We start from the raw sequence: 23,962 nt of genomic DNA on the forward strand, positions 1-23,962 counted from the left end.
CGTTCCGCCGGCTCCTCGTTCCCTTCGTTCCCCTCGTTCCCTTCGTTCCCTTCGTTCCCCTCGTTCCCCTCGTTCCCTGACTCCTCGTCCGCTGATCATTGTCGGGCCGTGGGCGAGTCGAGTACCTGGTCAAGGCCGAGCGGGGGCGCCGGCGGCAGGGGCTCGGCGCCCTCGGCGCGGAACGCCTGGAGCAGATAGGCCACGAGCCGGCGGGACGCGGCCGGCGCGACCTGGTTCGACGGGGGGACGACCCCGCGGTTGGCCATGAGCAGCAGCGTGAGGTCTTCCATGGCGAAGTCGGCACGTAGCCGCCCCGTCTCCTTGGCCCGCCGCATCAGCTCGCCGAATCCCCGCTCGGCGCGCGCCCGTTCCCGGTCGAAGGCGACCGCGCCGGGGAAGGCCGAGAGGAACGCCGCGGAGAACCCCCTGTCGACGGCGTGCATGGCGCACACCTTCTCGATGACCGCGCAGAACCCGCGCCAGGGATCCGGGTCCGCGACGGCGTCGTCGACGACCGCCACACACGCCGCGAGCTGGTCGGCGAACACCTCGGTGACCAGCGATTCCTTGGTGGGAAAGCGGCGGTAGAGCGTCGCGGCCCCGACGCCGGCGCGCCGGGCGATCACGGACATCGGCACATCGAGCCCGAGCGTCGCGAAGGTCTCGCGGGCGGCCTCGACAATGCGTTCGCGATTGTGCAGCGCGTCGGCACGCAGTATCCGAGAGTCCTCTGCTGGCATGTCTCTCACTTTAAGCCAAGTGGAAGACCTCGTTCAGGTAGCGCGTTAGGGTCCACAAGTGGAAGACATCAACCACTTAGTGGTCGATGGACCGACGGACTGATGGGCAGCAGGACATTGAGCGAGATGCGCATGGCTCGGTACGACCGGTACGGGCCGCCGGAAGTGCTGTACGAGGGAACGGGCCCGATTCCGGTCGCCAAGCCGGGGGAGGTGCTGGTACGCGTCCACGGCAGCAGCGTGAACGGAGGCGAGCTCGCCCTGCGGTCGGGGAAGGCCCGACTGCTGGCCGGCCGGCGGTTCCCCAAGCGCATGGGCGTGGACTTCGCCGGGGAGGTCGCCGCGCTGGACTCCCGCGCAGCCGGTCTGTCCGGCCTGTCCGTGGGCGACCGGGTATGGGGGTTGCCGGGGAGGACGGCCCTCGGGAGCGCGGCCGAGTACGTGACGGTCGCCCCCGATCGGCTGGCGCTCGCCCCGGCCGGTCTCGATCCCGTCCGGGCGGCGGCGCTGCCCGGCGTGGGCACGACCGCGATCACCGCTCTGCGCGACAAGGCCCGCCTCCGGCCGGGCGAGAGACTGCTGGTGCGCGGCGCGAGCGGCGGCGTCGGCACGGTCGCCGTCCAGCTCGGCCGGGCGTACGGCGCGCGTGTCACGGCGCTCGCCGGCGCGAAGAACCTCGACTTCGTACGGGAACTCGGGGCCCACGATGCCTTCGACTACGCGACGACGGGCCCGGCCGGCCTCGGCTCGTTCGATGTCGTCCTCGACACCGTCGGCACCGGGACCGGCGCCTACCGCCGGCTCCTGGCGCCGGGCGGGCGCATGGTGTCGATCAGCTTCGACGCCGATCATCCGCTCGCCTCGCTCTCGTACATCCTGGCGACCACGGTGTTCGGTTCACGGCGGGTACGGTTCTTCAGCGGGAACCCCCGGCACGAGCTCTTCGCCGAGCTGACCCGCCAGGTGGAGAGCGGCGCGGTCCGCCCGGTCGTGGACACGGTGTTCCCGCTCGCCGACATCGCGGGCGCCCACCGCGCGCTGGAAGCGGGCGGCGTACGGGGCAAACACGTGGTCCAGGTGATCTGACACGACCGGCTTCGCGCCGGCTAGCCCGTGGCGCCCGTCTCGCCCGTCTCACTCGTCTCGCCCGTGGCGCTCAGCCGTACGACGAGATCGGCGTGCCCCCGGGTGCCCGCGATCACCACGGCGTTGTCCTGGTCGGTGCCGTGCGCCCACGCGTGGGCCTCGTCCGGGGACTTGCCGAACTCCCGGTGCCGGTCGACCAGTCGGCGCAGCCGGAGCGCCTCGTCCGGCGCCACGTACCAGGACTCGTCCAGCAGCGGCCGTACCCCGGCCCAGGGGCCGTCCGGCAGCAGCAGGTAGTTGCCCTCGGTGATGACGAGCCGGGCCTCGGGGGCGATGACGATCTCCCCGGCGATGGACTCCTCGATCTCCCGGTGGAAGCGGGGCGCGTAGACGGTCTCCCCTCCGGCCGCGTCCCGCAGGCGGCGCAGGAGGGCGACGTACCCCGCGGCGTCGAAGGTGTCGGGGGCACCCTTGCGGTCCCGGCGGCCGAGGGCGCGGAGTACGGAGTCGGCCAGGTGGTAGCCGTCCATCGGCACCAGGCAGGCGCCCGGCCCCAGTTCCCGGACGAGCAGTCCGGCCAGGGTGCTCTTGCCGGCCGCCGGGGCGCCGGTGATGCCGAGGACGGTGCGGCCGGGCCGGTCCAGGAGTCCGCGGGCCCGGTCGAGGAGGGCGGCGAGGTCGGTCTCCATGGCGGTGTCCACGGGGGTCTCCACAGGGATCTCCAGTAAGGGGTACGGGGCGAAGGAGGCGGCAGGGGCGGCGGGGGCAGCAGGGGCTCGGCGGCGGCTCGGCAGGCCGAAGGCCCTGGCCAGGAGGGCAGGGCCTTCGGTACCCGACCTGTCTACTTCGCGTTGCGCGCCAGGTCCAGGGCGTACTTCGCGTACCACTCCCCCGCCTTGGGGCCGCCCTTGCAGTCGCCGTCCGACTCGCCGGGGCGCTTGATCCACAGGTACGCCTTGACCAGCGGGTCACCGGTCCGCACCGTCGGCCGCTCGCCGAGGGCGCGCCCCGGGGGGTTGCACCAGTTCTCCCCGGGATCGCCGCCCTTGTACGGGCCGTTCCCGTTGCGGCTGGTGTCGATCACGAAGGGCTTGTTCCCGACCTTCGCGGAGAGCCGCTTGCCGAAGTCCTTGCTCGCGTCGGTCGGGTAGAAGTTGGAGACGTTGACCGAGAAGCCGTCGGCGGCGCCGATGCCCGCCCACTGGAGCGGTTCGAAGAGCGCGTCGGGGCTCTGCCAGCCCGCGTTGCCCGCGTCCAGGTAGACCGTGGTGGCGGGCTGTTGCTTGAGCCGTTCGATCGCGCCCTTGAGGAGGTGGTACCGCTCCTCGTGGAACTCCTCCGGCGTACAGCCGTCCACCAGGTGCAGTACGGCGTCGGGCTCCAGGACCACCGTCGCCCTGCGGTCCCCGATGCCCCGCGCGACCTGGTCGACCCAGGCCCGGTAGGAGTCGCCGTCGGAGGCGCCGCCCTTGGAGAACTGGCCGCAGTCGCGGTGCGGGATGTTGTAGAGGACGAGCAGGGCGTCCCGGTCGGCCTTCGCCGCCGCTTCCGTGAACCCCTTCGTCTGCGCCTCCGCGTTGTCGGGGAGGATCCACTCGGCGGCCGGCTGCTCCGCGATCTTCCGGATCAGCGCGGCGTTCCCGCTGTCGCCCTTCTCGGTGTACGCGGCGGCCTGCCGGGCGGCGCCGCCCTCGGGGTTGACCCAGTACGGGTCCTCCGCCTTGGGGCGCTGGCTGATCGGCGCCGCCTTCTTGTCGCCGTCGCCGTCGCCGTCTCCGTCCCCGCCGCCGGACGTGCAGCCCGCCAGCAGCAGCGCCGTCGCCCCCACGACGGCGAGCGCGGCGACCGCCCCGCCCCTGCGGCCCCCCGGTTCCGTCCGGGGTCCCGGGCCCGTCCGGACACCTCCCGTACCGCTGTGTCCGCGACGGGAATAACTGCCGTACATCCACTCCCCCTTGGTGCGCTGCCCCTGTGATCGCCGCTTCGCGGGCCCCCTCCCCGGTTCCTCGTCCGGGGCCGCCAATCCTGGCATACCGGTCCCGGCGTCCGGCGCGTTACGCCGGTGGCGCACACCCTCGTACGGTCAGCTCACGTCGGTCAGCTCACCTCGGTCAGCTCACGTTGGTCAGCTCACGTTGGTCAGATAGGCCGAGACCACCACGTTCGCCGTATATGCCTGTTCGGCGCGGTCGAAGGTGCCGCCGCAGGTGATGAGGCGCAGTTCGGCACGGGACTTCTCGTGGGCGCCGTAGACCTTCTTCGCGTCGAACCGGTCCCGGTCGACGACCTGTACGTCGTCGATGGTGAACTCGGCGGTCCTCCCGTCGGCGCGGGCGACGCGGACCTTCTCGCCCGGCTTGGCGGAGCTGAGTCCGTAGAAGACGGCCGGTTCGGTCTTGGTGTCGACGTGGCCGACGAGGATCGCGGCGCCCTCCGCGCCCGGCCGGACCCCGGCGCCGTACCAGCCGACCGTGCCCGGCGTCGCGTACGGCGGCGGGTCGACCGCCCCGGCGGCGTCGAGCCCGCGGGCCACGACGGGCGCCTCGATGCCGAGGGAGGGGAGCTCGATCCGCTGCGGAGTGCCCGCCTCCGGTGGGGAGTCCAGCGGGGTACGGGACGGTGGCAGCGGCACGCCCAGCGGGCGGCCGACCGCGGCCACGTCGCCGGTGGTGGGGCCCGAGACCGTACCGGGTACGTGGCCGTCCCGCCCCCAGATCCACAGGCTCAGCAGCAGTACGGCCCAGGCCACGCCGGTCAGCATCCGGCCCGACCCGTAGCCGTACCCGTATCCGTAGCCGTAGCCGCCGCGGTGCCAGCGGGAACGGCGCCCCCAGGAGCAGTGGTCCACGGGACAGTGGCCTGGCGGACAGGGTCCATGGGAGCAGTGCCCTATGAGGCGTCGATCCGACGCACGCCCTGAGAAACGGTGCCCTGAGAACATGTCAGTCCGTGTCCCGCCCTGCCGCCGTACGCTGCCTGCGTACGCTCCTGAAGGCCACGGCGACCGCCGCGACCCCGGCCAGGATCAGACCGATCACCGCGTGCGGGGTGCCGGGGCCGGCCGTTCCGGCGGACTTGTGCTCCGCCGCCGGGCTCGCGGGCGCGGCCTCCGCGGCGAGTCGCGCCGTACCGCCGCCGCCGGCCCTGACCGGGGACCAGGGCTCGCGGTGGTGGCCGGGCCGGTCGTGGTCCCCACGCCCGTTGTCGCGACGGTCGTCGTCCCGGCGGTCATGGTCCCCGCGCTCGTGGTCCCTGCGGTCGCCGTCGCCGCGCTCATGGTCCCGGTGGTCGCCGTTCCCGCGGTTGCCGTCGCCTCGGTCGTGGCGGGCCGGGTCGTGGCGGGCCGGGTCGTGGCGGGCCGGGTCGGGGCGGCTCTTGCCGACGACGTCGAAGCTGCCCGAGCCGGCGTGGCTGTGGCCGTCGCACCTGATGTCGATCTCGTACCGCCCCCCGGTGACGGACGCCTTCACCCGTGCGTGGCCGGTGAGCGGCACGGGCTTCTCCGGGTTCCTGGCCGCCTCGGCCTGGTCCCGGTTCCAGTCCTCGCCGAAGGCGCTGGGGATCAGCTTCGCGTCGTTGGTGAAGACCCGGGACACAGCCACGGCCTCGCGGCTCCTGCATCCCTCGGCGCGGATCTCCACCTGGTCGCCGGGGGCGGCGGTGGACGGGATGACGGTGACCCGGACGGCGTCATGGGCCTGGGCGGTGGTGGCGGTGCCGAGGACGGGTGTGGTCACCAGGACGGTGACCACACCCGTGGCACGGAGAGCGAGCAGAGCAGTACGCATCGTGAACCTCCTGGTACTGGCCAGGCTCACCCGTGCGCGGGGTTTTCGCATCCTCAACGGCGCGTCGTCACCCCGTACACCGCTCTGACGTGCTCAGACGCGGTCGACGAGATCGGCGATCGAGTCAACGACCGTCGAGGGGCGGAAGGGGTACCGGTCGACGTCGTCCGGAGTGGTGACCCCGGTCAGTACGAGGAAGGTCTCCATCCCCGCCTCCAGACCGGCCAGGACGTCGGTGTCCATCCGGTCGCCGATCATCGCGCTGGTCTCGGAGTGCGCGCCGATGGCGTTGAGCCCGGTCCGCATCATCAGCGGGTTCGGCTTGCCCGCGAAGTACGGGTCCTTGCCGGTGGCCTTGGTGATCAGCGCGGCGACGGCGCCGGTGGCGGGCAGCGGGCCCTCGGTCGACGGGCCGGTCTCGTCGGGGTTGGTGCAGATGAACCGCGCTCCGCCGTTGATCAGCCGGATCGCCCTGGTCAGGGCCTCGAAGCTGTACGTACGGGTCTCGCCGAGGACGACGTAGTCCGGCTCGTGGTCGGTGAGGATGTACCCGATGTCGTGCAGCGCGGTGGTCAGTCCGGCCTCGCCGATGACATACGCCGTACCGCCGGGCCGCTGATCGTCCAGGAACTTGGCGGTGGCGAGCGCCGACGTCCAGATGTTCTCCACGGGCACGTCGAGACCCATCCGGGCGAGCCGGGCCTGGAGGTCGCGCGGGGTGTAGATCGAGTTGTTGGTGAGGACGAGGAACGGCTTGCCCGATTCCCGCAGCCGCTTGATGAACTCGGCGGCGCCGGGGATCGGAACGCCCTCGTGGATGAGGACGCCATCCATGTCGGTGAGCCAGGACTCGATCGGCTTGCGCTCTGCCACTGGACTGTTCTCCGCTCTGCGGGGCCGAATATCTGTGGGCCGGATGGCCGGATACCTGCCGTCGACTCGCCTCCCAGCCTAACCAGGGCGCTCTAGGGACGGCACGGGGCTCGGCCTCCACAGGTCGGTCGCGGTGCGCCCGGTGGTGGTGCGTCCGCTCGTGGTGCGTCCGCTCGTGGTGCGTTCGCTCGTGGTGCGTTCGCTCGTGGTCAGGGCCGGTGGTCGCGGAGACGGCGGACGCCGAGGACGAGGACGGTGCCGGCGGTGAGCAGGGCCAGGGCGGCGACGACCCGGCCGAGGAGGTCGCCGCGGGTTCCCGCGGTTCCCGCGGTTGCTGCGGTGGCGAGTTCGGGATCGCCGTTCGAAGCGCCGGCCGATGGGCCGGGGGACGCGGCGACCGGGGCGACCGGCGCGGAGGAGGCAGGCGCGGTGGCGGAGGCAGTGGCAGTGGCAGTGGCGGAGACAGAGGAGCGACCGGTGTCCCGCTCCCGGCCGCCGGGCGCGGCGACGGCGAAGCGGTAGGTGTTGGACGCGCCGACCCAGTCGCCGCCGTCCCCCCTGCGCTGCACCGTCGCGGCGGTGGCCGAGATCTCGTTCGGGCGGGCCGTCGCCGCGAAGGCCAGCCGGGCGCGGACGGTGACGGTCCGGTGCGCTGGCACGGTGAAGCCGGGCGACCTGTCGTCCGGTACGGCGACGATCTCGTCCTGGTCGGTCCGCTCCAGCGGCAGGGCGCGCATGCGCCCCTGGTCGTCGGCCATCTCCAGCGTCACGTGCGAGACGTCGAGCACCCGCTCGCGGTCGTAGAGGATCACCACGGGGTGGAGGTGGCGGCACTCCGCGCCGGTGGTGTTGGTCAGGTCGAGCGACCACTCCCCGGCCGCGCCACCGGCCCGGTACGCGCCGGGGCCGCCGCGCAGCTCGGTCCTGATCGGGAAGTCGGGGTCGGCCACCCTGCCGCAGCTCCGCCCCGGTCCCGCGGCGGCCGGGGAGGCGGAGGTCAGGGCGGCCGGCGGGGCCAGGGCGAGCGTGACGAGGGCGACGATCGCGGCCACCGCGGCGACCGCGGTGGCTCCGGCGCGTACCGGGCCGGCGGCGAGGAGAGGAAGCGGTCGCACGGGGCGCATGGCAGACACGGCCTTCGCTGGTCGCTGGGCGGTCGGGGCACCTCGACCGCCCAGCGAGGCGGTCGGGGCGCCCCGACGCTGTCATGGGCCCGCGTCCCGTCCGGTGCGCCACACCCCCGGGAAAGTCACAAAGTCACATAAGTGCACCTCATCGGCCCAGCGCGCCCGCCCCGGCCGCCTCAGCCCCACCGGTCACCCCCGTACCGGCCCCGCGCCGTCGGCCGAACACCGGCGCGAGCACCAACTGCGCCGCGCCCTCCGCGACCGCGTTCGTGCCTCCCCCGGCGAGCTCCACGGGGATCCCCACGCCCCCGGCGCGCTCGGCGATGACGGCGCGTACGCCCCGTACGAAACGCTCCTCGTGCGCGGCGATCGTCCGGCCGCCGAGCAGGACGCGGTCGATGTCGAGGAGCGCGACCAGGTTCGCCGCACCCGCGCCGAGGACCCGCGCCGCCTCCGCCACGTCGCCGCGCGCGACGGCGGCCAGGCAGAGCGCCTCGACGCAGCCGCGGTTGCCGCAGCAGCACAGCGGCCCGTCGAGCTGGATGACCTGGTGCCCGAACTCGCCCGCGCCGGTGCGCGCGCCCCGGTGCAGTACGCCGTCGAGAACGAGCCCGGAGCCCAGCCCCGTACCGAGGTGGAGATACGCGAACGAGTTCCCGGCGCCGCCGACTCCCCCGGAACCGCGCAGGGCGAGTCCGAGTGCGGCGGCGTTGGTGTCCCTGTCGAGGACGACGGGCAGCCGGAGCCGGGCGGCGAGGGCGTCGCGCAGCGGGAACCCCTCCCACCCCGGGAAGCCGGTGACCCGGCCGGGCACGCCGGTCGTGTGGTCGAGCGGCCCCGGCATCGCGACCCCGACCCCCAGCGGCTCACCGTCACGCCCGCATCCGTCACCCCCGTCACCCCCGGACCCGTCACCCCCGGATCCGCCCACACCGGCCACGCACGCGTCCGCCCGTATCGTGTCGGCCCGTACCGCACCCGCCCGTACCGCGTCGTCGCGTACCGCTTCGACCTGTGCCGCCGCCGTCGCGACGACCTGCTCCGCGCCCGCCCCCAGGTCGAACGGGACCTTCCGTACCGCGATGGGCGTGCCGGCCAGGTCCACCAGCACCGCCGTCAGCTCGTCCCGGTCGAGGTGCAGCCCCACGGCGTACGCGGCCGACGGAACCAGCCGCAGTACGGTCCTGGGCTTGCCGCCCGTGGAGGCGCGGCGCCCTGCCTCGGCCGCGAGGCCCTCCCTGCGGAGCCTGGCCGTGATCTTGCTGACCGCCTGCGGGGTGAGCCCGGTGCGCTCGGCCAGCTCCAGCCGGCTGATGCCGCCCGCGCCCGCCGTACGGAGCAGGTCGAGCACGAGCGCGGCGTTGTACCCGCGCAGCACCGGCAGATTCGCCCCGGAGCCGCCCGCGCCCCCACCGGAGCCCGCGCCCGCCCTCGCGCTCATGCCCACCCCGCCCTCATCCCCGCCCTCGTCCTCGTCCCCGTGTCCATCCTCGTCTCCCTGCCCCTGCCCGCACCGGTCCCCGTACTTCTGCTCACACCGCCATTGTCCACCGGTCTTGCACTTTGGAAACACCGTTGCTTAAGTGGATGCATGACTGGTACCGGCACCCCTCCGCGCGTCGGACTCGTGGGCTACGGCCTCGCGGGCTCCGTCTTCCACGCCCCGCTGATCGCCGCCACCGAAGGACTCGTCCTCGACACGGTCGTGACCGCCGCCCAGGAGCGCCGGGTCCAGGCGCGCGCCGAGTTCCCGGACGTACGGTTCGCGGCGACGCCGGAAGAGCTGTGGCAGCGGGCGGACGAGCTGGACCTGATCGTCATCGCCTCCCCCAACCGGACGCATGTCCCGATCGCGACGGCCGCGCTCAAGGCCGGTCTGCCGGTCGTCGTGGACAAGCCGCTCGCGGGCACCGCCGCCGAGGCGCGCGGACTCGCGGCGCTGGCCGAGGAGCGCGGGCTGCTGCTCTCCGTCTTCCAGAACCGCCGCTGGGACAACGACTTCCTCACCCTCACCCGCCTCCTCGGCACCGGCCGGCTCGGCGACGTACAGCGCTTCGAGTCCCGCTTCGAGCGGTGGCGGCCCCAGCTCAAGGGCGGCTGGCGCGAGTCGGGCGCCCCGGAGGAGATCGGCGGACTGCTGTACGACCTGGGCAGCCATGTGGTCGACCAGGCGCTGGTGCTCTTCGGTCCGGCGGTACGGGTCTACGCGGAGGCGGACGTACGGCGTCCGGGCGCCGAGACCGACGACGACACGTTCATCGCGCTCACGCACGCCAGCGGCGTCCGCTCGCATCTGTACGCCAGCGCCACCACGGCCCAACTCGGCCCGCGCTTCCGGGTGCTGGGCTCGAAGGCGGGCTATGTGAAGTACGGCCTCGACCCCCAGGAGGCGGATCTGCGCGCCGGCCGGCGGCCGGGCTGCGGCCGGGCGGGCTGGGGCCTGGAGCCGGAGTCGCTGTGGGGCCGGCTCGGCGCGGGCGACTCGCCGCTGACCGGCGGCGGCCACCCGGTGGAGACCGAACCGGGCGACTACCCGGCGTACTACGCGGCGATCGCCGCCGCGCTGCGCGACGGCACACCGCCGCCGGTGACCGCGTACGAGGCGGCGGCGACGCTCGATGTCCTGGAGGCGGCGGTGCGTTCGGCGCACGAGGGCACCGCGATCACCCTGGAGGCTCCCCACTCATGAACACCCCCGCGAACACCGCGCCCACGGTCGCCGAACTGGAGGCCCAGGAAGCCCGCCTGACGCTCCCCCACTTCACCTACCACGATGCCTGGGCGCTCGGCACGCTGCTGGTCGAGCTGGCGCGCGCCCGGAGCGCGCCGGTGGCGATCGACATCCGCCGGGGCGCACAGCAGCTCTTCCACTGCGCGCTGCCGGGCTCGACGGCGGACAACGACGCGTGGATCGACCGCAAGCGCCGGGTCGTGGAGCGGTACGGAGCCGCCTCGCTCCTGGTCGGCGCGCGCTTCCGCGCCAAGGGCACCACGTTCGAGGAGTCCTCGCGCCTGGACCCGGACCGGTACGCGGCACACGGCGGCTCGTTCCCGATCGCGGTGAAGGGCGCGGGCGTCATCGGCACGGTGACGGTCTCGGGCCTGCCGCAGGTCGAGGACCACGCGCTGGTGGTGGAGGCGCTGGAGAAGCTGCGCGGCTGAGGCGGGGTACGGGTAGGGCACCGTACAGGGGGACGCGGGTAGGACGGCGTACTGCGGGACGCGGCCAGGACGGCGTACCGCCATACCTGCACCCGCACCCGCCCCACCCGCGCCCGCGCCCCCACTCGCCCTACCCGTACTACCCGTACTACCCGTCCCCCGGCCACCGCGCCCGTCAGGCGTCCTTCAGCTCCTGCCGCTGCCGCCCCAGCCCGTCGATCTCCAGCTCCACCACGTCCCCCGCCCGCAGATACGGCTTGGGCTCCGGCCGGCCCATCGCCACGCCCGCCGGGGTCCCGGTGTTGATCACGTCGCCGGGGTAGAGGGTCATGAACTGGCTGACGTACCGTACGACCTCCCCGACGCCGAAGATCTGCTCGGCGGTCGTCCCGTTCTGCTTCAGCTCCCCGTTGACCCAGAGCCTGAGGCCGAGCGCCTGCGGGTCGCCCACCTCGTCGGCAGTCACCAGCCAGGGCCCGAGCGGGTTGAACGTCTCGCAGTTCTTGCCCTTGTCCCACGTACCGCCGCGCTCGATCTGGAACGCGCGCTCGGACACGTCGTGCGCGACGGCGTACCCGCCGACGTGCGCGAGCCCGTCCTCCGCCGAGTCCAGATAGCGCGCGGTGCGGCCGATGACGACGGCGAGTTCGACCTCCCAGTCGGTCTTCAGGCTGCCCCGGGGAACGAGAACGGTGTCGTCAGGTCCGATCACTGTGTCCGGCGCCTTGAAGAAGATGATCGGTTCGGCGGGGATCTGGGCACCGGTCTCGGCGGCGTGGTCGTGGTAGTTCAGCCCGATGCACACGATCTTGCCGATCCGCCCGAGCGGCGGCCCGACGCGCGTCCCGGCGCCGTCGAGCACGGGCAGCTCGCCGGATGCGGCGGCCCGCCGGATCCTTTCCAGCGCGGCTTCGTCGGCGAGGAGCGCCCCGTCGACGTCCGTGACCAGCCCGGACAGGTCCCGGAGGGTCGCCCCGTCCTGGTCGAGCAGCGCCGGGCGCTCCGCCCCCGCCGTACCGACACGCAGCAGCTTCATGGTCTCTGATCTCCTTCTGGTCGGCCCGGTCTGCGAGACATCCGATCATTACGCGGGAGCCGGGGCAAGACCCCGACCACCCCGTGGACGCCCCGGCCCGACCCTTGGGGCCCCTACATCGCGGTGCCGGGGGCGAGGGCGCCCGCGACCGGCGCGTCCCGGTAGAGGAAGTACCGCTCGGCGGCCGTCCAGGTCGTACTGGTCACCACGTACAGCGCGGCGGCCAGCGGTACGACGGCGACGGTGAAGAGCGTCGCGAAGGACATCAGCGGCATCATCTTCGTCATCGCGGTCATCGCGCCGGCCCCGGGGACCTGCTGTCCGTCCGGGCCCGCAGGCATCGCGGGCGCGTTCGCCATCTGGATCTTCGTACGCCGGTAGTTGAAGGTGGCGACACCGGCGACGATCGCGAAGAGCCCCAGGTAGACGAGCCCGGCGCCGCCGAGGACCCCACCGTCGGCGAGCGCGTGCGTCCAGCGGTCACCGAGGGGCGCGGCGAAGAGGGAGTGGCCGAGGAGTTCGTTGGCCTCGCCGCCGATCTCCCGGCTGGAGAAGAGGTGGTACATCAGGAAGAACGCGGGCATCTGCGCCAGGCTCGGCAGGCAGCCGGAGAGCGGCGAGACCTTCTCCTTGGTGTGCAGTTCCATGAGCGCCTTCTGCATGCGCTCGGGGTTCTTGCCGTGCTTCTTGCGCAGTTCGGCGATCTGCGGCGCCAGCTTCGTACGGGCCTTCTGCCCTCGGGCGGCGGCCCGCGACAGGGGATGGACCGCGAGCCGTACGCACGCGGTGAACAGGACGATCGCCGCGGCGGCGGCGCCCGCGTGGAACAGCGGCTGGAGCAGATCGGCGAGCTGCCCGACGAGGTGGGCGAATACGGACATGAACGCGGACAAGGTGAGCCCTCCGGGGGTCTCGGCGTGCCGGACGAATGGCAGACGCTGCGGCTCGGCTCGGCATCAAGGCATCGAGATATCGAGGCGCGGCGGCGCAACGGGGCGTGACGACCGGCGCGGGGTACCCGGAGAGAGAACGGTGGCGGGGTGTGCCCCTACGCGAAGGCCGTCGGCAGAGAACGGCCGGGGGCTCGGGGCCTGGTGCGGCCCGAGGCGTCGGGATCGCGCTGGGGCAGGAAGGCGGTGCGCTGCTCGCGGTCGCGGATGGCCGTCCGTACCCGGTGCGGAGGGTGCGCGGGCACCGAGCGCGCGGTGATCACGGCGCAGACGACGAGGGCGGAGCCCGCGGCGGCGGTGGCGGTCGCGGCGAGCGCGACGGCGGCGGAGAGGCTGCTCGCGTCGAGGAGCAGGAACTCGGCGAGGAGGAAGACCAGGAGAAGGGCCGGGCGCAACAGGCGCAGCGCACTGCGGACCATATGCCTGCCTCCTCCGTCGCTCGCTCCGTCCATCACTTCCCCTTCGTTATACACGATGGGCGGCGGGCGCCGGATCGTACAGAAGAACGACAAAGCCGGGCGGGATCAGCCGACGGGGGCGGCCGGCGGGGTCAGCCCGTGCCGGCGGAGGAACGCGTCGACGAGCCCGTCGGCGAAGGCGGGTCCGACCGGCTCGTCGCACCTTCGTCGAGACCGGCCTGGACGACCTGATCACCCTGCTGGAGGGCGACGCCCGCACCACCCTCACCGACCTGGCAGGCCCCACGGACTTCGTCCTGCCGGACGGCTGGAAGAACCTGTGCCTGCCGGTCCCGCGCCTCCTCGAACCGCACCTGCGCCCCGGCACACTCGTCGTGGCCGACGACATCGACCTGCCCGACCTCGCCCCGTACCTCGCCTACGTACACGACCCCGCGAACGGCTACCGGAGCGTGCCCTTCCCCGCCGAGGACGGCATGGAGATCAGTTGCCGCCTCTGACGGCCGGCCCCGGCTGCCCCGGACCGGCCGGGGAGGACGGGACGGGCGCGGTGGCAGGACCGGCCGGGGGAGCACAGGACCGGCCCGGTGGCAGGACCGGCCGGGGAGCACAGGACGGGCCCGGGGCCTGCCGCGCCCGCCCCGCGCCCGCCTCACGCCCGCCCCGCCCCACGCCCCACCCACCCCCGCCCGCTCCCCTCTCCCTCCCCCTTCTCCCCTCCCTCTTCCCCTTCCCCTCCACCCCTGCGCGGTACGGCAGTACGGTGTGGACCATGCGCCCCGACATGCTGCCTGCCGACCACACCACGGAAGCCGAGCGCCTGCTGCGCACCGCTGCCCGGTACCCCGAGGACCACGAGCCTCTGCTCCTCCGCGCCGCGGCCCACCTGGAACTGGCCGGCGACCGCGACCGTGCCACCGGCCTCTACGACTCGCTCCTCGCGGCGTCCCCCGACCACCCCCACCTCGTGAAGGCGCTCCAGGCCGCGAACCTCTGGGAGTACGGTCACGAGGCGGAGGCCCGCGCGATCATCGACGGCCTGCGCACCGCGGCCCCGCTGGACCCGGCGCCGTGGGAGATCGTGGCGGAGACCCTGGAGTCCCACGACGAGCTGGAAGCGGCCCACGACTCGTTCACCACGGCCCTGGAACTGCTCCTCTCCCCGGGCGAGGAAGTCCCGTACCCCACCCAGTCCCTCCTGATCGGCCGCCACCGCGTCCGCCGCCTGCTGGGCCTGCACCACGACGACTGGGACGCCCTGGCCGACCGCGTCAACCCGGCCGCCGTCCCCCTCGACGAACTCCACGACCCGAAGCGCCTCTGGGCCCTGGGCTCCGACAACCCGGACGAACTCCAGGCCGAGATCACCCGCCTCCGCGCCGAACTGGGCTCCTACCGCACCGCCCTGTCCCGACCCTTCCCGGTGGCACTCCTGCACTGGCCGGCCCAGGAACTCTCCGAACTCCTGGCCGCGTACCCCTCGCTCACCGCCGAGTACCCCTCGCACGAAGCCCACCTGGCCCAGATCGAATCCGCCCTCCGCGACCTCGCCGCCGCGGGCACCCCCAACCTGGGCATCGTCACGGCCACGGTCCCCTCGTACGAAGCCTTCGCAGCCTCGGAACAGTCATCCCCCACCCACCCGGTCCTGCTCCCCCAATACGCCACCACCCTGGCAGCCCGAGGCCGAGCCACCCCGTGGCCCCCGTCCCGCAACGCGGCCTGCTGGTGCGGCTCGACGAAGGCTTACCGGGAGTGCCACGGGGTGGCTTCCTGAAGGCCACAGGGCCGGGCCATCCTTTTTGCCCGAATCGCTCGACCAAGAAACAACATGGAACCCTGGAACCACATAGTGAGACCATGACCTATGCCGAGTGAGTCGAAGCAAGCTGAGTTTGGTACCCCAGATGGTGTTGCCGAAGGAGATTGGTTCAAAGGCCACAGAGATCTTCACAAACATGGGCTGCATCGCTTCAGTGGCCGAGGAATCTCCGGAACAGCGAAAACAGGTGCCGACTCCATCGTCCTATCCGGTGGGTACATTGACGACGCCGACGAAGGCGACGAGATCAAATACACCGGCGAGGGGGGACGCGATCGAGAAACTGGCCGAATGGTATCCGACCAATCAATCACCGAGGACGGCAATGCCGCCCTGGTCGTCTCCCAGGCCCGCGGTCTCCCCGTTCGGGTGATTGAAGGTCTCGACATCAGAGGAAAAACACGACGTCGAGCCATGGGCGGATATCGCTACCGCGGGCTCTATCGCGTGGCAGACCACTGGATGACCTTCGGTCAAGAAGGTTTCAGCATCTGCCAGTTTCGACTCCTCAAGATCACTCAAGACGAGAAAATCCCACCTCAGCCGGTAGATCCCGCAGCAGACGAAGACACTGGCTTCGAAGAGCAAGCACGTCGATACATCCAACAAAATCGACTTGTGCGTGATTCTAGTGTGGCACGCAACATCAAGAGCCTCCATAACAATACGTGCCAGATCTGCGCCAACCGCCTCGTCGTCTCGCCCACAGGTGAGGCATATAGCGAAGCAGCACATATCCAGGCAGTGGGGAAGCCCCACTTCGGGAAAGACATTTCTGAGAACGTCCTATGCCTCTGCCCAAATTGCCATGCCAGGTTCGACCGGGGCGCTCTCCTCATCACCGACTCGTTCGAGGTGATCGACAGCCTTACGCAAAGGTTCGTTTCAGAACTGAAGCGCGTAAGAGGGCACGAAATAGGTGTCGAATTCATTAGAAAGCATCGCGCGCGCTGGGGGGACCGGCTCGCGTAGCCTTTTCGGTCAACATCAACACAAATCTGCCAACTCGGCTTCGTAGTGCGCCTGGGCGCGGTCGAGGGCTTCGTCCGGGTCACAGCCGTGGGCTCGCAGCCAGTGGAGGAGGTCGATGATCACGTCGATCGCGCCCTCCTCCGCCACGGCGACCGAGAGCGGGCTGCTCGCCTCGGCGCCCAGGGGTCGTTTTGCCGCGCAAGACATCAGGAGAGCCTCGCTTCGGGTAACTCGGGGGCCACCTGTGTGGCCTGACGGTGACGTCAGCGTGGTAGCTAGTTCGCACCAGACGATCTTTACGTCTGGGCGAAGCACGACTCCCCATCGGTCCGCGAGTTCGTCCACTAACAACATCCCGCGCCCCGACTCGGCGTCATCGTCGGGTGCGAGAAGAGTGGGAAAAGCGCGAGTGTCCGGGTCGCGGAGTTCGAGGCGCACATGGGTGCCCTGTATCGAAACCGCGAGCGTCGTCGGCGTCCCTTCGCCCACGTGCCTGATGACGTTGGTGACCATCTCACTGACACAGATCTGAGCCGGGGCGATGACCTCCGGCAATCCCCAGAACCCCATGTGCATGCGGAGCACCCGACGCAGGCCGGCGACCTCGCTCGGTTCAGCCAGGAACGGGACCTCCCAAGGCTTTCTCTGCATGCAGTCGTGATGGTCAGTGGACATGAGCCTCACCTTCCGCCGTCTGTGTGCGCCCAGTTACGCGCTGTGTGTGAGGATGGCACTCGCACGTCCCGTTATGCAATGTGCACGGGGGGATTCCCTCCAACGAGTGATTGGCGGGCCACCCTCATTCAGATGGGATGGAACCTCCCCTGTCTCACGAGGAGTTGAAGTGGCCGGATCACCTACTGCGCGGCGTCGACGGCTGGCGATCGAACTCAAGAAGTTGCGTGAAGAGCACGCCTTGACCTGCAATCAAGTCGGGAAGGAGCTCGACTGGAGCGGTTCCAAGGTCAACCGGCTGGAGACAGGACAGGGGCGGGTGCAACCGTCCGACATCGATGCGCTGTGCCGCTTCTACGGGACGACGGACGAGTTGCGTGAGCTACTGAAGTCTCTTGCCAAGCAGTCGAAGACCAAGGGGTGGTGGCACGCGCACGGCAGTGCCGTTCCCTCATGGTTCTCCGTGTACGTGGGACTCGAACAGGCTGCCAGCAGTCTGCGCACCTACCAGGGCGAGTTTGTCCCTGGCCTCATGCAGACGGCTGAGTACACCTCTGAACTGAGCCGCGTCACACCCGACCTCCCGCACAGCGAGATCCCACGCCTCGTTGACGTCCGCATGCGACGCCAAGAACTTCTCACCCAGGCGAATCCGCCTGATGTCTGGGCTGTTGTGCACCAGAGCGTGGTCATGCAAGTCATCGGAAACCACCAGGTAATGGCCCGCCAACTCGAACGTATGCTGGAAGTGGTGAAGCTGCCGAACGTAACGGTGCAGGTGCTGCCCTACGACGCGGGGGCCTATCCGAGCACCGGCCCCTTCACTGTGCTCGGCTTCCCGGAGCAAGAGGATCCTGACGTGGTGTATCGGGAGGGGCTGACAGACTCGGTCTATCTCGAACTCCCCTCGGATGTAAGCATCTACACCAAGGCGTTCGACCACCTCAGAGCGCTCGCCCTGAGCCCGCAGCGATCAGCTTCGCTGATCCACTCAGCCATGGAGGATCACGCTCGATGACCTCGCCCCTCATACGAGACCAGTGGCGGAAGAGCAGCTACAGCAACGGTGCTGGTGGCGAGTGCGTAGAGGTAGCCGCTGCTGGAGCAGCCAAGGTGGGAATCCGCGACTCGAAGGTACCGCAGGGCCCCCACGTCGCTGTGCAACTTGGTGCGTGGGATCTGTTCGTCGGCGCGTTGCGGCACCACGGGGTCGGCGGGCGGCTCGGGGCTTGAGCTTCGTCTGATCGGGCGCCCGTACATCGGGGGTTAGCTGGGTGTTTGGGGGCGCCGGTGGGGCCGGGGCCCAAGCTTCGGGAGTCGAGCTCTGTTTGTGAGGATGGGTTGGTTCTAGTTCCCCACCCACCCGCCCTTCCCCGGGTGTTGACTTCTTGCGATTGAGTTGCCACTCAGGGTGAGCAGCGTCTAGCGTGCCCCCTGGACGTAAACAGCCTCCGCCTGGTGTTGGTAGCACCGGACGGAGGCCTGACCGACGAGATCGAAGTAGGCGATCCCCTTGGCTGATGCGCAGTTTAGTGATGCGCCGACCCGCTCGCACACCGCTTCCCACCCGATGGCCAGTGCCGGGTACGGCAAGCGTTCGGTTGCCGGGCAACCGGGCCCCTCCTCCGATGACTTCGCGCTGCTGCCGGGGCGTGAGGCCGCCATCGCCGGGTTCATCGACCGGCTGCCCGACGGGGCTGATATCTCGGTGAAGGCCCTGGCCAAGGTGATGGAGTACGGGCAGTGCGCCTTACGTACCGCCCTGAACTTCCTTGAGCGGGCCGGGCATCTCCTCCGGCGGCGGGAGATGGTGGTCGGGCCTGCCGGGGGGCGGTGGGTCACTCGTACGTGGTTCTCCCGGGTCGCCCGGGACAGTGAGTCCTGGACGCCACAACGTTCCGATGAGGCATCGGAATCGGTCGCGGAGCCCGTGGTGCGTCGGCCGGCTCGGCTGCCCGCGCGGTCGCGGGGGTATGCCGTGCTCGCCTCCGTCGGGCGCCGGTGTGCCGTGCTGTCGTTGTCCGCCGCCGAGTGCGCGGAGTTGGAGCCGCTGGCCGCCGAGTGGTTCGTACGCGGGGCCGGTGAGGAGGAGCTGCTGCGGGCCCTCACCGGTGGGCTGCCCGTGCCCGTACATCATCCGGCCGGGCTTGTACGGTCTCGGCTTGTGGCCAAGTTGCCGCCCGAGGTGATCGCCGTGCTGCCGTCGGATCCGGTGGTGGGCGTGGGGGAGTGTGCCACGTGTCGGGCGCCGGGGCGGCCGGAGGCCCTTCGTGACGGGGAGTGCGGGGTCTGCCGGGGGGAGGTCGCGTCGGTGCGGCCGGTCGGAGCGTTGGCGCCTGAGCGGGTGCGGGCGCGGGCTGCCGAGGCCAGGGCTGCCGCTCTGGGGCGGGCCATGGCCTGAGGGCGCCGTACCGTACGCGCGGGGAGGTCGGCGGCTCGGGCCAGGGTGGTGCGGAGCAGGGTCAGGAAAGCGGCCGGGTCGGCGCGGAGTTGGGGCGGCGAGACGGACAGGACCAGCAGGCCCTGGCTGGTCATGAGGTTGCGACGGGTCATGGTGCGCTCCCAGTCCCCCGGGCTCAGGTGCCAGGCGCGGGAATCGATCTCCAGGACCACGGCCGCGTACGGCCAGTGGGCGTCGGGACAGGCCAGGAAAGTGCCGTCGGGGTAGTAGAGGGGCTCGTTCCAGAGCGGGTCGGGGATGCCCGCCTCGCGCAGGAGGCGGCGGGCCTCGGCCTCCTCCACCGAGCGGACTCCGGCCGTCAGGCCCTCCAACGCCGCCACCACCCGGGGGTCGCTCGCGCGGTGGCTGTCGCGCAGCGCGGCCGTCAGCTCCTGGAGGGTGCACCGGCCACGCTGGACCACCTCGGCCAACAGGGCCGTGACCGCCGGTCCGTCCGGCAGATACGGCACCGCGTCGGAGACCGCTCGGGGCAGTTTCACGCAGGGCAGGCGCCGCACCGGCAGGGCGGGGGCGGGGCGCCGGGCCGTGCGGATACGGACGTACGAACGGCTGCCCGGGGCGCGCCCCTTCGGCACCAGCACATCGACCGGCCCCGGGCGCGAGGGCGGGCCCGCCGCCCTGACCTCGTACAGCGTGAGGGCCACCACGCCGGTCAGCAGCGCCCCCTCCCCCGCGTACAACAACGCCGCGCGCAGTCGTTGACGGGGGCTCGGCGCTCCGGTCTGGAGGAGGATCACCCGGGGCAGGACGCGCTGCCAGGGACCGCCGGGCGCGCAGCGGCGGCTGATCGTGGAGCCGGCCAGACCCAGCGCGACGAGCCGGGACGTGGTCAGCAGGCCGTCCTGCGCCACGGACAGCGGATCGGGTGAGGTACGTGCGGTGCGTGCGGTACGGGTCATGGGGTGGGCATGCCCACCAGCACCGCTCTTGTCACGCTGAGTAATCGAATTGGCGACTGTACGCCAATCAGCCCTGCGGACCGTCCGGCCATACCTGGATGTGGTCCTGTTCCAGCTCCAGCATCACCCGCTGCTCCATGCCCAGCGCCGCCGTGTACTCCGTGGGCAACTGGAGCCTCCCGGCCCGGTCCAGCATCGCGAACTCCCGGGCCACCACGGACTCCTGGCCCTCCGCGTCGATCTCCGTACGCCGCAGGACCTCGGACGAGGTGCGGCCGTCCCGGATCGCGACCGTACGGCGGACCTCGTTCTCGACCGCCTGGTCGTGCGTGACGATCACGATCGTCGTCCCCAGCTCCTCGTTGGCCCGGCGGAACGCGGCGAAGACCTCCTCGCCCGTCACCGAGTCCAGTTCGCCGGTCGGTTCGTCGGCGAGGAGTACGGAGGGGGAGTTGGCGAGGGCGACGGCGATCGCGACGCGCTGCTGCTGGCCGCCGGAGAGCTGGTGCGGGCGGCGGTCGGCGCAGTCGGTGACGCCGAGCATCGCCAGCAGGTCCCTGGTCCGCTCGGCCTTCGCCCTCGTCTTCGGCTTCGCCCCTGTCTTCGCCCTCGACGAATTCGCCTTGCTTGGGGCGGCGCGGCCCCTCAGTTGCATGGGGAGGGCGATGTTCTGGGCGGCCGTCAGATAGGGGAGGAGGTTGCGGCTCGTCTGCTGCCAGACGAAACCGACCACCTCACGGCGGTAGTTCAGCCGGACCTTCGCGTTCATCGTGAGCAGGTCGCGGCCCGCGACCCTGGCCGCGCCGGCCGTGGGGACGTCCAGGCCCGCGAGGACGTTCATCAGCGTCGACTTGCCGCTGCCGGACGCGCCGACCAGGGCCATCAGCTCGCCCTCCTGGACGGTGAGGTCGAGCCCCTGGAGGGCCTGCACCTCCACGCCGTCCGTGGTGAAGACGCGGACCAGCCGGTCGCAGGTGATCAGCGCGTCGTGCCCGTACGAGGGGCGGTCGCGGTGGGCCGTCGCCTGCCGTTCCAGGTCGGTCAGGGTGGGAGTGAGGGTGGGGGTGGGGGTAGGGGTGGGGGTGGGGGGCAGGGCTGGTTCCTTCATCGTGTGTCTCCCGCTCTCAGCTCCGTGATCGATCCGCGTCTGCCCGCCCACCATGCCTGCCCGGTGGCCACCACCCCCGCGAGGAGGAGTACCGCGCCGGCCGGGAGCAGCAGCGACCAGCCGTCCGTGCTCAGTGACACGCCGTCGGCCTGGGCCGCGGAGCCCACGGCGAGTTGGGCCAGGTCGATGCCGGGGGCCAGCAGCCGGATCGTGGCCCAGCCCGCGAGGATGCCGCCCCCGGCGGCGAGCAGCGCCTGCGGCAGGGACTCCAGGCCCAGCAGCAGACGGCCCTGGCGGCCGGTGAGGCCCATGGTGCGCAACCGGGCCAGCAGGGCGGTCCGTTCGGGCGCCGAGTGCAGGAGGGAGAGGAGGAGGGCGATGACCGCGTAGACCGCGCCGGCCAGGACGGCCACGGCGTAGATCCGCTCGGCGCCCGACTGGAGCGGCGACGGGGTGAACGCCGCCCGTTCCTCGGTCAGCAGGGTCACCTGGGTGGCTTGGGTGGTCTGGGTGGCTTGGGTGGTCTGGGTGGTCTGGGTGGCTTGGGTGGTCTGGGTGGCCCTGCTCGCCTCGCTCAGCTCTTTCCCGTTCAGCCGCTCCCCCGTGATCAGCAGCGTCGTCGGTTCCGACGCCGCCAGGGCCGCCGCGTCCACCAGCAGGAATTCGGTGCGGGGAGCGGCCGGGGTGTGGGACCGGACCAGGGTGATCCGTACGGTGATCTCGCCCGCCGCCGAGACGATCCGGCGCGGCCCGGTGCCCAGCCGTTCCGCGGTGCCGGGCGACGCCACCGCGTTCAGCGCCCCGCCCTCGCCGCGCGCCGTCAACTCCCCGGCCGGGAACGCCCCGAGGCCCCGCTGCCGGGCCAGCCGGCTGTACGCGTCGGGCTCCACGCCGATCAGGGTGACCGGCTTCTCGGACAGGGACCGGGCCCCGTCCGGCGACGCCGGGTCCGCCGCCGTGTCGATCCGTACCGGCGTCACGTCCCGTACGCCGTCCACCTGCCGCACCGCCCGTTCCGCGCCCGCCGGCAGCGGTACGGCGTCGCCCTGCGTGGAGATCCGGGCGTCCGCCCCGACCGCCAGCAGCGCGGCCCGGTCGCGCGCGTCCGTGATGCCCGCCAGTACGGACCCGCCGAACGCCGCCGTCGTCAGGGCGATGAGCAGCGCCAGCAGCGGCGCCGCCGTCGCCGTGGACGACGACCGGCCCGCGCGCGCCAGTGCCAGGAAACCGACGATCCCGCGCAGCCGCGCCGCCGGGCGGGCCGCGTAGCGCAGGGGCAGCGGGTACAGCCGTACGAGGACGAGCGCGGCGATCAGCGCCACCAGGACGGGGGCCGCGCTCACCAGCAGGTCGCCCACACCGCCCGCACCCGCGGAAGAGCCGGAGGAGCCGGAAGAGCCGGAGACGGCGGACGATGTGCCTCTGCGGCGCAGCGCCGCCACCGAGGCCACGGCCAGCACCAGCAGGGTCAGTTCGGCGACGGTACGGCGACGGCTGGGCCGCGCCGCCGCGAGGTCGTCGCGGTCCCCGTACGCGCGCGGCCTGCGCAGCGGCAGGACGCCCCGGAGCGGCAGCGTCACGCAGGCGATCAGCGCCACGGCGGACGCGCCGTACACGGCGGGCGCCAGGCGCACATCGCTCCCGTTGCCGTCCACCACCAGCACCGCCAGCAGCAGGGCGGCCCCGGCGGCGGGCAGCGCGATCACCGCGGTCTCGGCGAGCAGCCGTCCGCCGATGCCGGGCAGGGAGCCGCCGCGCGAGCGCAGCAGGGCGAGTTCGGCGGCGCGGCCCGCGGCGAGCAGACCGCCGGCCATCGCGAGGACGACGACGGCGACGGCGCCCATCCCGAAGGCCGCGACGACGACGATGCGCGAGATCGCCTCGCGGGTCGCGAGATGGTGACCGGCGATCGCGCCGAGGCCGGTCTCCACGACCGTGTTCCCGCCCGCGATCTCCCGCATCCGCAGCAGGCCGGGGCCGTCTTCGAGGGAAGCGGTGAGCCGTGCGAGTTCCGGGGCGTCCGCCGCGGTCAGCTCTCCGATGGCGGGGGCGAAGCGCCAGTACTTCTGCGTGTCCGTCCGCGTACCGAGGAGGGCGGGCGCCGCCTCGGGCGCCAGCAGGAGCCCCGCCTCCCAGCGGAGCTGCGGTGGCTTGGACGGCAGGGCGGTCAGCCCCGGGGTGCGCAGGAGCGGTTCGGCCGACCAGTAACTGCCGTTCGGGCTACGGGGGTCGACCACCCCCGTGATCGTTACGGTGAGCGCCGGCGTCCCGACGGAATCGCTGAGGTTGAGTACGGTGCCGACGCGCAGCCGCAGGTCACGGGCGGTCGCCGTGGTCACGGCCGCCTCCAGCTTCTTCGTACGCGCGTCCGCGCCGTCCGCGCCCGCGGTCGGCAGCCGTCCGCTCCGTACGGTGGCGTGGGCGGCCAGCTCCGACTGTGTGGCCAGGGTGAAGCGGGGCGGGATCGCGTCGGGGCGCGGCAGCCAGCGGTCCGTGCCGGTCAGGGCCTCGCCGGTCCGTACCCCGTACGCCGACTGGGCGAGGTCGGCCCGCAGCGGGCTCGGCAGCCTCGCCGCGACCTCCCGGTGGACGGCTTCCAACGCGTCGGGGCGCATCGCCGCGACCCGGGCGGCCTCCGGCAACTCCAGGCCCGCCTGGGGAGCGGTCAGTCGCAGCACGGTGTCGGTCACGGGCGCGGCGGCGATCTCGCGGCGCAGCCCCTCGCTCTCGTACGCGTCGACGGCCCTCGGGAACGCGGCGGCGAGGAAGGCCGTGAGCAGGACGAGCACGCCGAAGGCTGCGGCGGCCCCGGGGGCCGTACGCAGCCGGGTCCGCACCCAGGGC

23 protein-coding genes and 1 pseudogene are annotated in these 23,962 nt (G+C 72.0%); 9 read left to right on the top strand and 15 right to left on the bottom strand.

Features of this window, described 5'->3' with window-relative positions; translation table 11 throughout:
• Positions 1–95 precede the first annotated feature (95 nt).
• Positions 96–740 (bottom strand): helix-turn-helix domain-containing protein, encoded by a 645-nt coding sequence (locus tag ACIO3P_RS05290; protein ID WP_329826913.1) that lies wholly within the window; start codon positions 738–740, stop codon positions 96–98.
• Positions 741–866: 126 nt separating this feature from the next.
• On the opposite strand from ACIO3P_RS05290, the gene ACIO3P_RS05295 reads away from it, so the two are divergent.
• Positions 867–1,826 carry an NAD(P)-dependent alcohol dehydrogenase gene (locus ACIO3P_RS05295; protein WP_401855127.1) on the top strand — a complete coding sequence of 320 codons (960 nt, stop codon included), beginning with the start codon at positions 867–869 and terminating at the stop codon, positions 1,824–1,826.
• A 20-nt stretch (positions 1,827–1,846) separates the two neighbouring features.
• On the opposite strand, the gene ACIO3P_RS05300 is transcribed toward ACIO3P_RS05295, so the two are convergent.
• The 7 genes from ACIO3P_RS05300 to ACIO3P_RS05330 all read right to left on the bottom strand — a co-directional run bounded on the left by ACIO3P_RS05300 (position 1,847) and on the right by ACIO3P_RS05330 (position 9,055).
• Positions 1,847–2,515, bottom strand: a complete 669-nt coding sequence (locus ACIO3P_RS05300; protein WP_401855295.1) for a nucleoside/nucleotide kinase family protein — start codon at positions 2,513–2,515, stop codon at positions 1,847–1,849.
• A gap of 152 nt (positions 2,516–2,667) precedes the next feature.
• Complete coding sequence (locus ACIO3P_RS05305) at positions 2,668–3,771, bottom strand: glycoside hydrolase family 6 protein (RefSeq protein WP_401855130.1); 1,104 nt, start codon at positions 3,769–3,771, stop codon at positions 2,668–2,670.
• A gap of 180 nt (positions 3,772–3,951) precedes the next feature.
• On the bottom strand, positions 3,952–4,587 hold the full coding sequence (locus tag ACIO3P_RS05310; RefSeq protein WP_329827412.1) for a class F sortase: 636 nt from the start codon (positions 4,585–4,587) through the stop codon (positions 3,952–3,954).
• 181 nt (positions 4,588–4,768) lie between these two features.
• Positions 4,769–5,614: a hypothetical protein gene (locus ACIO3P_RS05315; protein WP_401855131.1), complete on the bottom strand. Its 846-nt coding sequence runs from the start codon at positions 5,612–5,614 to the stop codon at positions 4,769–4,771.
• Between the two features lie 93 nt (positions 5,615–5,707).
• The gene (locus ACIO3P_RS05320; RefSeq protein WP_329826909.1) at positions 5,708–6,487 is read right to left on the bottom strand and encodes an HAD-IIA family hydrolase; all 780 of its coding nucleotides are present in this window, start codon (positions 6,485–6,487) and stop codon (positions 5,708–5,710) included.
• A 209-nt stretch (positions 6,488–6,696) separates the two neighbouring features.
• Positions 6,697–7,602, bottom strand: a complete 906-nt coding sequence (locus tag ACIO3P_RS05325) for a hypothetical protein (RefSeq protein ID WP_401855133.1) — start codon at positions 7,600–7,602, stop codon at positions 6,697–6,699.
• A 157-nt stretch (positions 7,603–7,759) separates the two neighbouring features.
• Positions 7,760–9,055, bottom strand: coding sequence for an ROK family protein (locus tag ACIO3P_RS05330; protein WP_401855135.1), 1,296 nt, complete (start codon positions 9,053–9,055; stop codon positions 7,760–7,762).
• 150 nt (positions 9,056–9,205) lie between these two features.
• On the opposite strand from ACIO3P_RS05330, the gene ACIO3P_RS05335 reads away from it, so the two are divergent.
• Together ACIO3P_RS05335 and ACIO3P_RS05340 are read left to right on the top strand one after the other, a co-directional pair.
• A complete protein-coding gene (locus ACIO3P_RS05335) occupies positions 9,206–10,303 on the top strand; it encodes a Gfo/Idh/MocA family oxidoreductase (RefSeq protein WP_329826906.1) in 1,098 nt (365 codons plus the stop codon).
• Positions 10,300–10,776 (top strand): heme-degrading domain-containing protein, encoded by a 477-nt coding sequence (locus tag ACIO3P_RS05340; RefSeq protein WP_329826905.1) that lies wholly within the window; start codon positions 10,300–10,302, stop codon positions 10,774–10,776. The genes ACIO3P_RS05335 and ACIO3P_RS05340 overlap by 4 nt, the downstream gene beginning before the upstream one ends.
• 175 nt (positions 10,777–10,951) lie before the next feature.
• Here ACIO3P_RS05340 and ACIO3P_RS05345 read toward each other — a convergent pair whose 3' ends face one another.
• From ACIO3P_RS05345 to ACIO3P_RS05355, 3 genes are all read right to left on the bottom strand, one after another.
• Positions 10,952–11,812, bottom strand: coding sequence for a fumarylacetoacetate hydrolase family protein (locus ACIO3P_RS05345; protein ID WP_401855138.1), 861 nt, complete (start codon positions 11,810–11,812; stop codon positions 10,952–10,954).
• Positions 11,813–11,925: 113 nt separating this feature from the next.
• Positions 11,926–12,705 (bottom strand): YidC/Oxa1 family membrane protein insertase, encoded by a 780-nt coding sequence (locus ACIO3P_RS05350; protein WP_401855140.1) that lies wholly within the window; start codon positions 12,703–12,705, stop codon positions 11,926–11,928.
• Positions 12,706–12,860: 155 nt separating this feature from the next.
• Positions 12,861–13,181 (bottom strand): DUF6412 domain-containing protein, encoded by a 321-nt coding sequence (locus ACIO3P_RS05355; protein ID WP_384996219.1) that lies wholly within the window; start codon positions 13,179–13,181, stop codon positions 12,861–12,863.
• 239 nt (positions 13,182–13,420) lie between these two features.
• Here ACIO3P_RS05355 and ACIO3P_RS05360 point away from each other — a divergent pair.
• The 4 genes and pseudogenes from ACIO3P_RS05360 to ACIO3P_RS05375 all read left to right on the top strand — a co-directional run.
• Positions 13,421–13,510: pseudogene (locus ACIO3P_RS05360) on the top strand (methyltransferase); the annotation flags it as partial.
• Positions 13,511–13,555: 45 nt separating this feature from the next.
• On the top strand, positions 13,556–13,681 hold the full coding sequence (locus ACIO3P_RS05365) for a methyltransferase (protein ID WP_401855142.1): 126 nt from the start codon (positions 13,556–13,558) through the stop codon (positions 13,679–13,681).
• A gap of 272 nt (positions 13,682–13,953) precedes the next feature.
• The gene (locus ACIO3P_RS05370) at positions 13,954–14,958 is read left to right on the top strand and encodes an SEC-C metal-binding domain-containing protein (RefSeq protein ID WP_401855144.1); all 1,005 of its coding nucleotides are present in this window, start codon (positions 13,954–13,956) and stop codon (positions 14,956–14,958) included.
• Between the two features lie 90 nt (positions 14,959–15,048).
• The gene (locus tag ACIO3P_RS05375) at positions 15,049–15,975 is read left to right on the top strand and encodes a YDG/SRA domain-containing protein (protein WP_401855146.1); all 927 of its coding nucleotides are present in this window, start codon (positions 15,049–15,051) and stop codon (positions 15,973–15,975) included.
• A gap of 15 nt (positions 15,976–15,990) precedes the next feature.
• Here the strand turns inward: ACIO3P_RS05375 and ACIO3P_RS05380 are convergent, their stop codons facing one another.
• Positions 15,991–16,650, bottom strand: coding sequence for an ATP-binding protein (locus tag ACIO3P_RS05380; RefSeq protein ID WP_401855147.1), 660 nt, complete (start codon positions 16,648–16,650; stop codon positions 15,991–15,993).
• 169 nt (positions 16,651–16,819) lie between these two features.
• Here ACIO3P_RS05380 and ACIO3P_RS05385 point away from each other — a divergent pair, with 169 nt between their 5' ends.
• The gene (locus ACIO3P_RS05385) at positions 16,820–17,668 is read left to right on the top strand and encodes a helix-turn-helix domain-containing protein (protein WP_401855150.1); all 849 of its coding nucleotides are present in this window, start codon (positions 16,820–16,822) and stop codon (positions 17,666–17,668) included.
• The gene (locus ACIO3P_RS05390) at positions 17,665–17,883 is read left to right on the top strand and encodes a DUF397 domain-containing protein (RefSeq protein ID WP_401855152.1); all 219 of its coding nucleotides are present in this window, start codon (positions 17,665–17,667) and stop codon (positions 17,881–17,883) included. The genes ACIO3P_RS05385 and ACIO3P_RS05390 overlap by 4 nt, the downstream gene beginning before the upstream one ends.
• 900 nt (positions 17,884–18,783) lie before the next feature.
• Here ACIO3P_RS05390 and ACIO3P_RS05395 read toward each other — a convergent pair.
• The 3 genes from ACIO3P_RS05395 to ACIO3P_RS05405 form a co-directional block, all read right to left on the bottom strand.
• Positions 18,784–20,010, bottom strand: a complete 1,227-nt coding sequence (locus ACIO3P_RS05395) for a hypothetical protein (protein ID WP_401855154.1) — start codon at positions 20,008–20,010, stop codon at positions 18,784–18,786.
• 67 nt (positions 20,011–20,077) lie between these two features.
• A complete protein-coding gene (locus ACIO3P_RS05400) occupies positions 20,078–21,118 on the bottom strand; it encodes an ABC transporter ATP-binding protein (protein WP_401855157.1) in 1,041 nt (346 codons plus the stop codon).
• Positions 21,115–23,955 carry an ABC transporter permease gene (locus ACIO3P_RS05405; protein WP_401855159.1) on the bottom strand — a complete coding sequence of 947 codons (2,841 nt, stop codon included), beginning with the start codon at positions 23,953–23,955 and terminating at the stop codon, positions 21,115–21,117. Before ACIO3P_RS05405 ends, ACIO3P_RS05400 begins: the two co-directional genes overlap by 4 nt.
• Positions 23,956–23,962 lie beyond the last annotated feature (7 nt).

This window comes from Streptomyces sp. NPDC087310 (assembly GCF_044744405.1).
Taxonomy (GTDB): domain Bacteria; phylum Actinomycetota; class Actinomycetes; order Streptomycetales; family Streptomycetaceae; genus Streptomyces.

What these genes read in the sequence shown, in the direction of transcription:
- ACIO3P_RS05290 (WP_329826913.1), bottom strand. Translation starts at nt 740, where the DNA reads ATGCCAGCAGAGGACTCTCGGATACTGCGTGCCGACGCGCTGCACAAT.
- ACIO3P_RS05295 (WP_401855127.1), top strand. Translation starts at nt 867, where the DNA reads ATGCGCATGGCTCGGTACGACCGGTACGGGCCGCCGGAAGTGCTGTAC.
- ACIO3P_RS05300 (WP_401855295.1), bottom strand. Translation starts at nt 2,515, where the DNA reads ATGGAGACCGACCTCGCCGCCCTCCTCGACCGGGCCCGCGGACTCCTG.
- ACIO3P_RS05305 (WP_401855130.1), bottom strand. Translation starts at nt 3,771, where the DNA reads ATGTACGGCAGTTATTCCCGTCGCGGACACAGCGGTACGGGAGGTGTC.
- ACIO3P_RS05310 (WP_329827412.1), bottom strand. Translation starts at nt 4,587, where the DNA reads ATGCTGACCGGCGTGGCCTGGGCCGTACTGCTGCTGAGCCTGTGGATC.
- ACIO3P_RS05315 (WP_401855131.1), bottom strand. Translation starts at nt 5,614, where the DNA reads ATGCGTACTGCTCTGCTCGCTCTCCGTGCCACGGGTGTGGTCACCGTC.
- ACIO3P_RS05330 (WP_401855135.1), bottom strand. Translation starts at nt 9,055, where the DNA reads ATGAGCGCGAGGGCGGGCGCGGGCTCCGGTGGGGGCGCGGGCGGCTCC.
- ACIO3P_RS05335 (WP_329826906.1), top strand. Translation starts at nt 9,206, where the DNA reads ATGACTGGTACCGGCACCCCTCCGCGCGTCGGACTCGTGGGCTACGGC.
- ACIO3P_RS05340 (WP_329826905.1), top strand. Translation starts at nt 10,300, where the DNA reads ATGAACACCCCCGCGAACACCGCGCCCACGGTCGCCGAACTGGAGGCC.
- ACIO3P_RS05345 (WP_401855138.1), bottom strand. Translation starts at nt 11,812, where the DNA reads ATGAAGCTGCTGCGTGTCGGTACGGCGGGGGCGGAGCGCCCGGCGCTG.
- ACIO3P_RS05355 (WP_384996219.1), bottom strand. Translation starts at nt 13,181, where the DNA reads ATGGTCCGCAGTGCGCTGCGCCTGTTGCGCCCGGCCCTTCTCCTGGTC.
- ACIO3P_RS05370 (WP_401855144.1), top strand. Translation starts at nt 13,954, where the DNA reads ATGCGCCCCGACATGCTGCCTGCCGACCACACCACGGAAGCCGAGCGC.
- ACIO3P_RS05375 (WP_401855146.1), top strand. Translation starts at nt 15,049, where the DNA reads ATGCCGAGTGAGTCGAAGCAAGCTGAGTTTGGTACCCCAGATGGTGTT.
- ACIO3P_RS05380 (WP_401855147.1), bottom strand. Translation starts at nt 16,650, where the DNA reads ATGTCCACTGACCATCACGACTGCATGCAGAGAAAGCCTTGGGAGGTC.
- ACIO3P_RS05390 (WP_401855152.1), top strand. Translation starts at nt 17,665, where the DNA reads ATGACCTCGCCCCTCATACGAGACCAGTGGCGGAAGAGCAGCTACAGC.
- ACIO3P_RS05395 (WP_401855154.1), bottom strand. Translation starts at nt 20,010, where the DNA reads ATGACCCGTACCGCACGCACCGCACGTACCTCACCCGATCCGCTGTCC.
- ACIO3P_RS05400 (WP_401855157.1), bottom strand. Translation starts at nt 21,118, where the DNA reads ATGAAGGAACCAGCCCTGCCCCCCACCCCCACCCCTACCCCCACCCCC.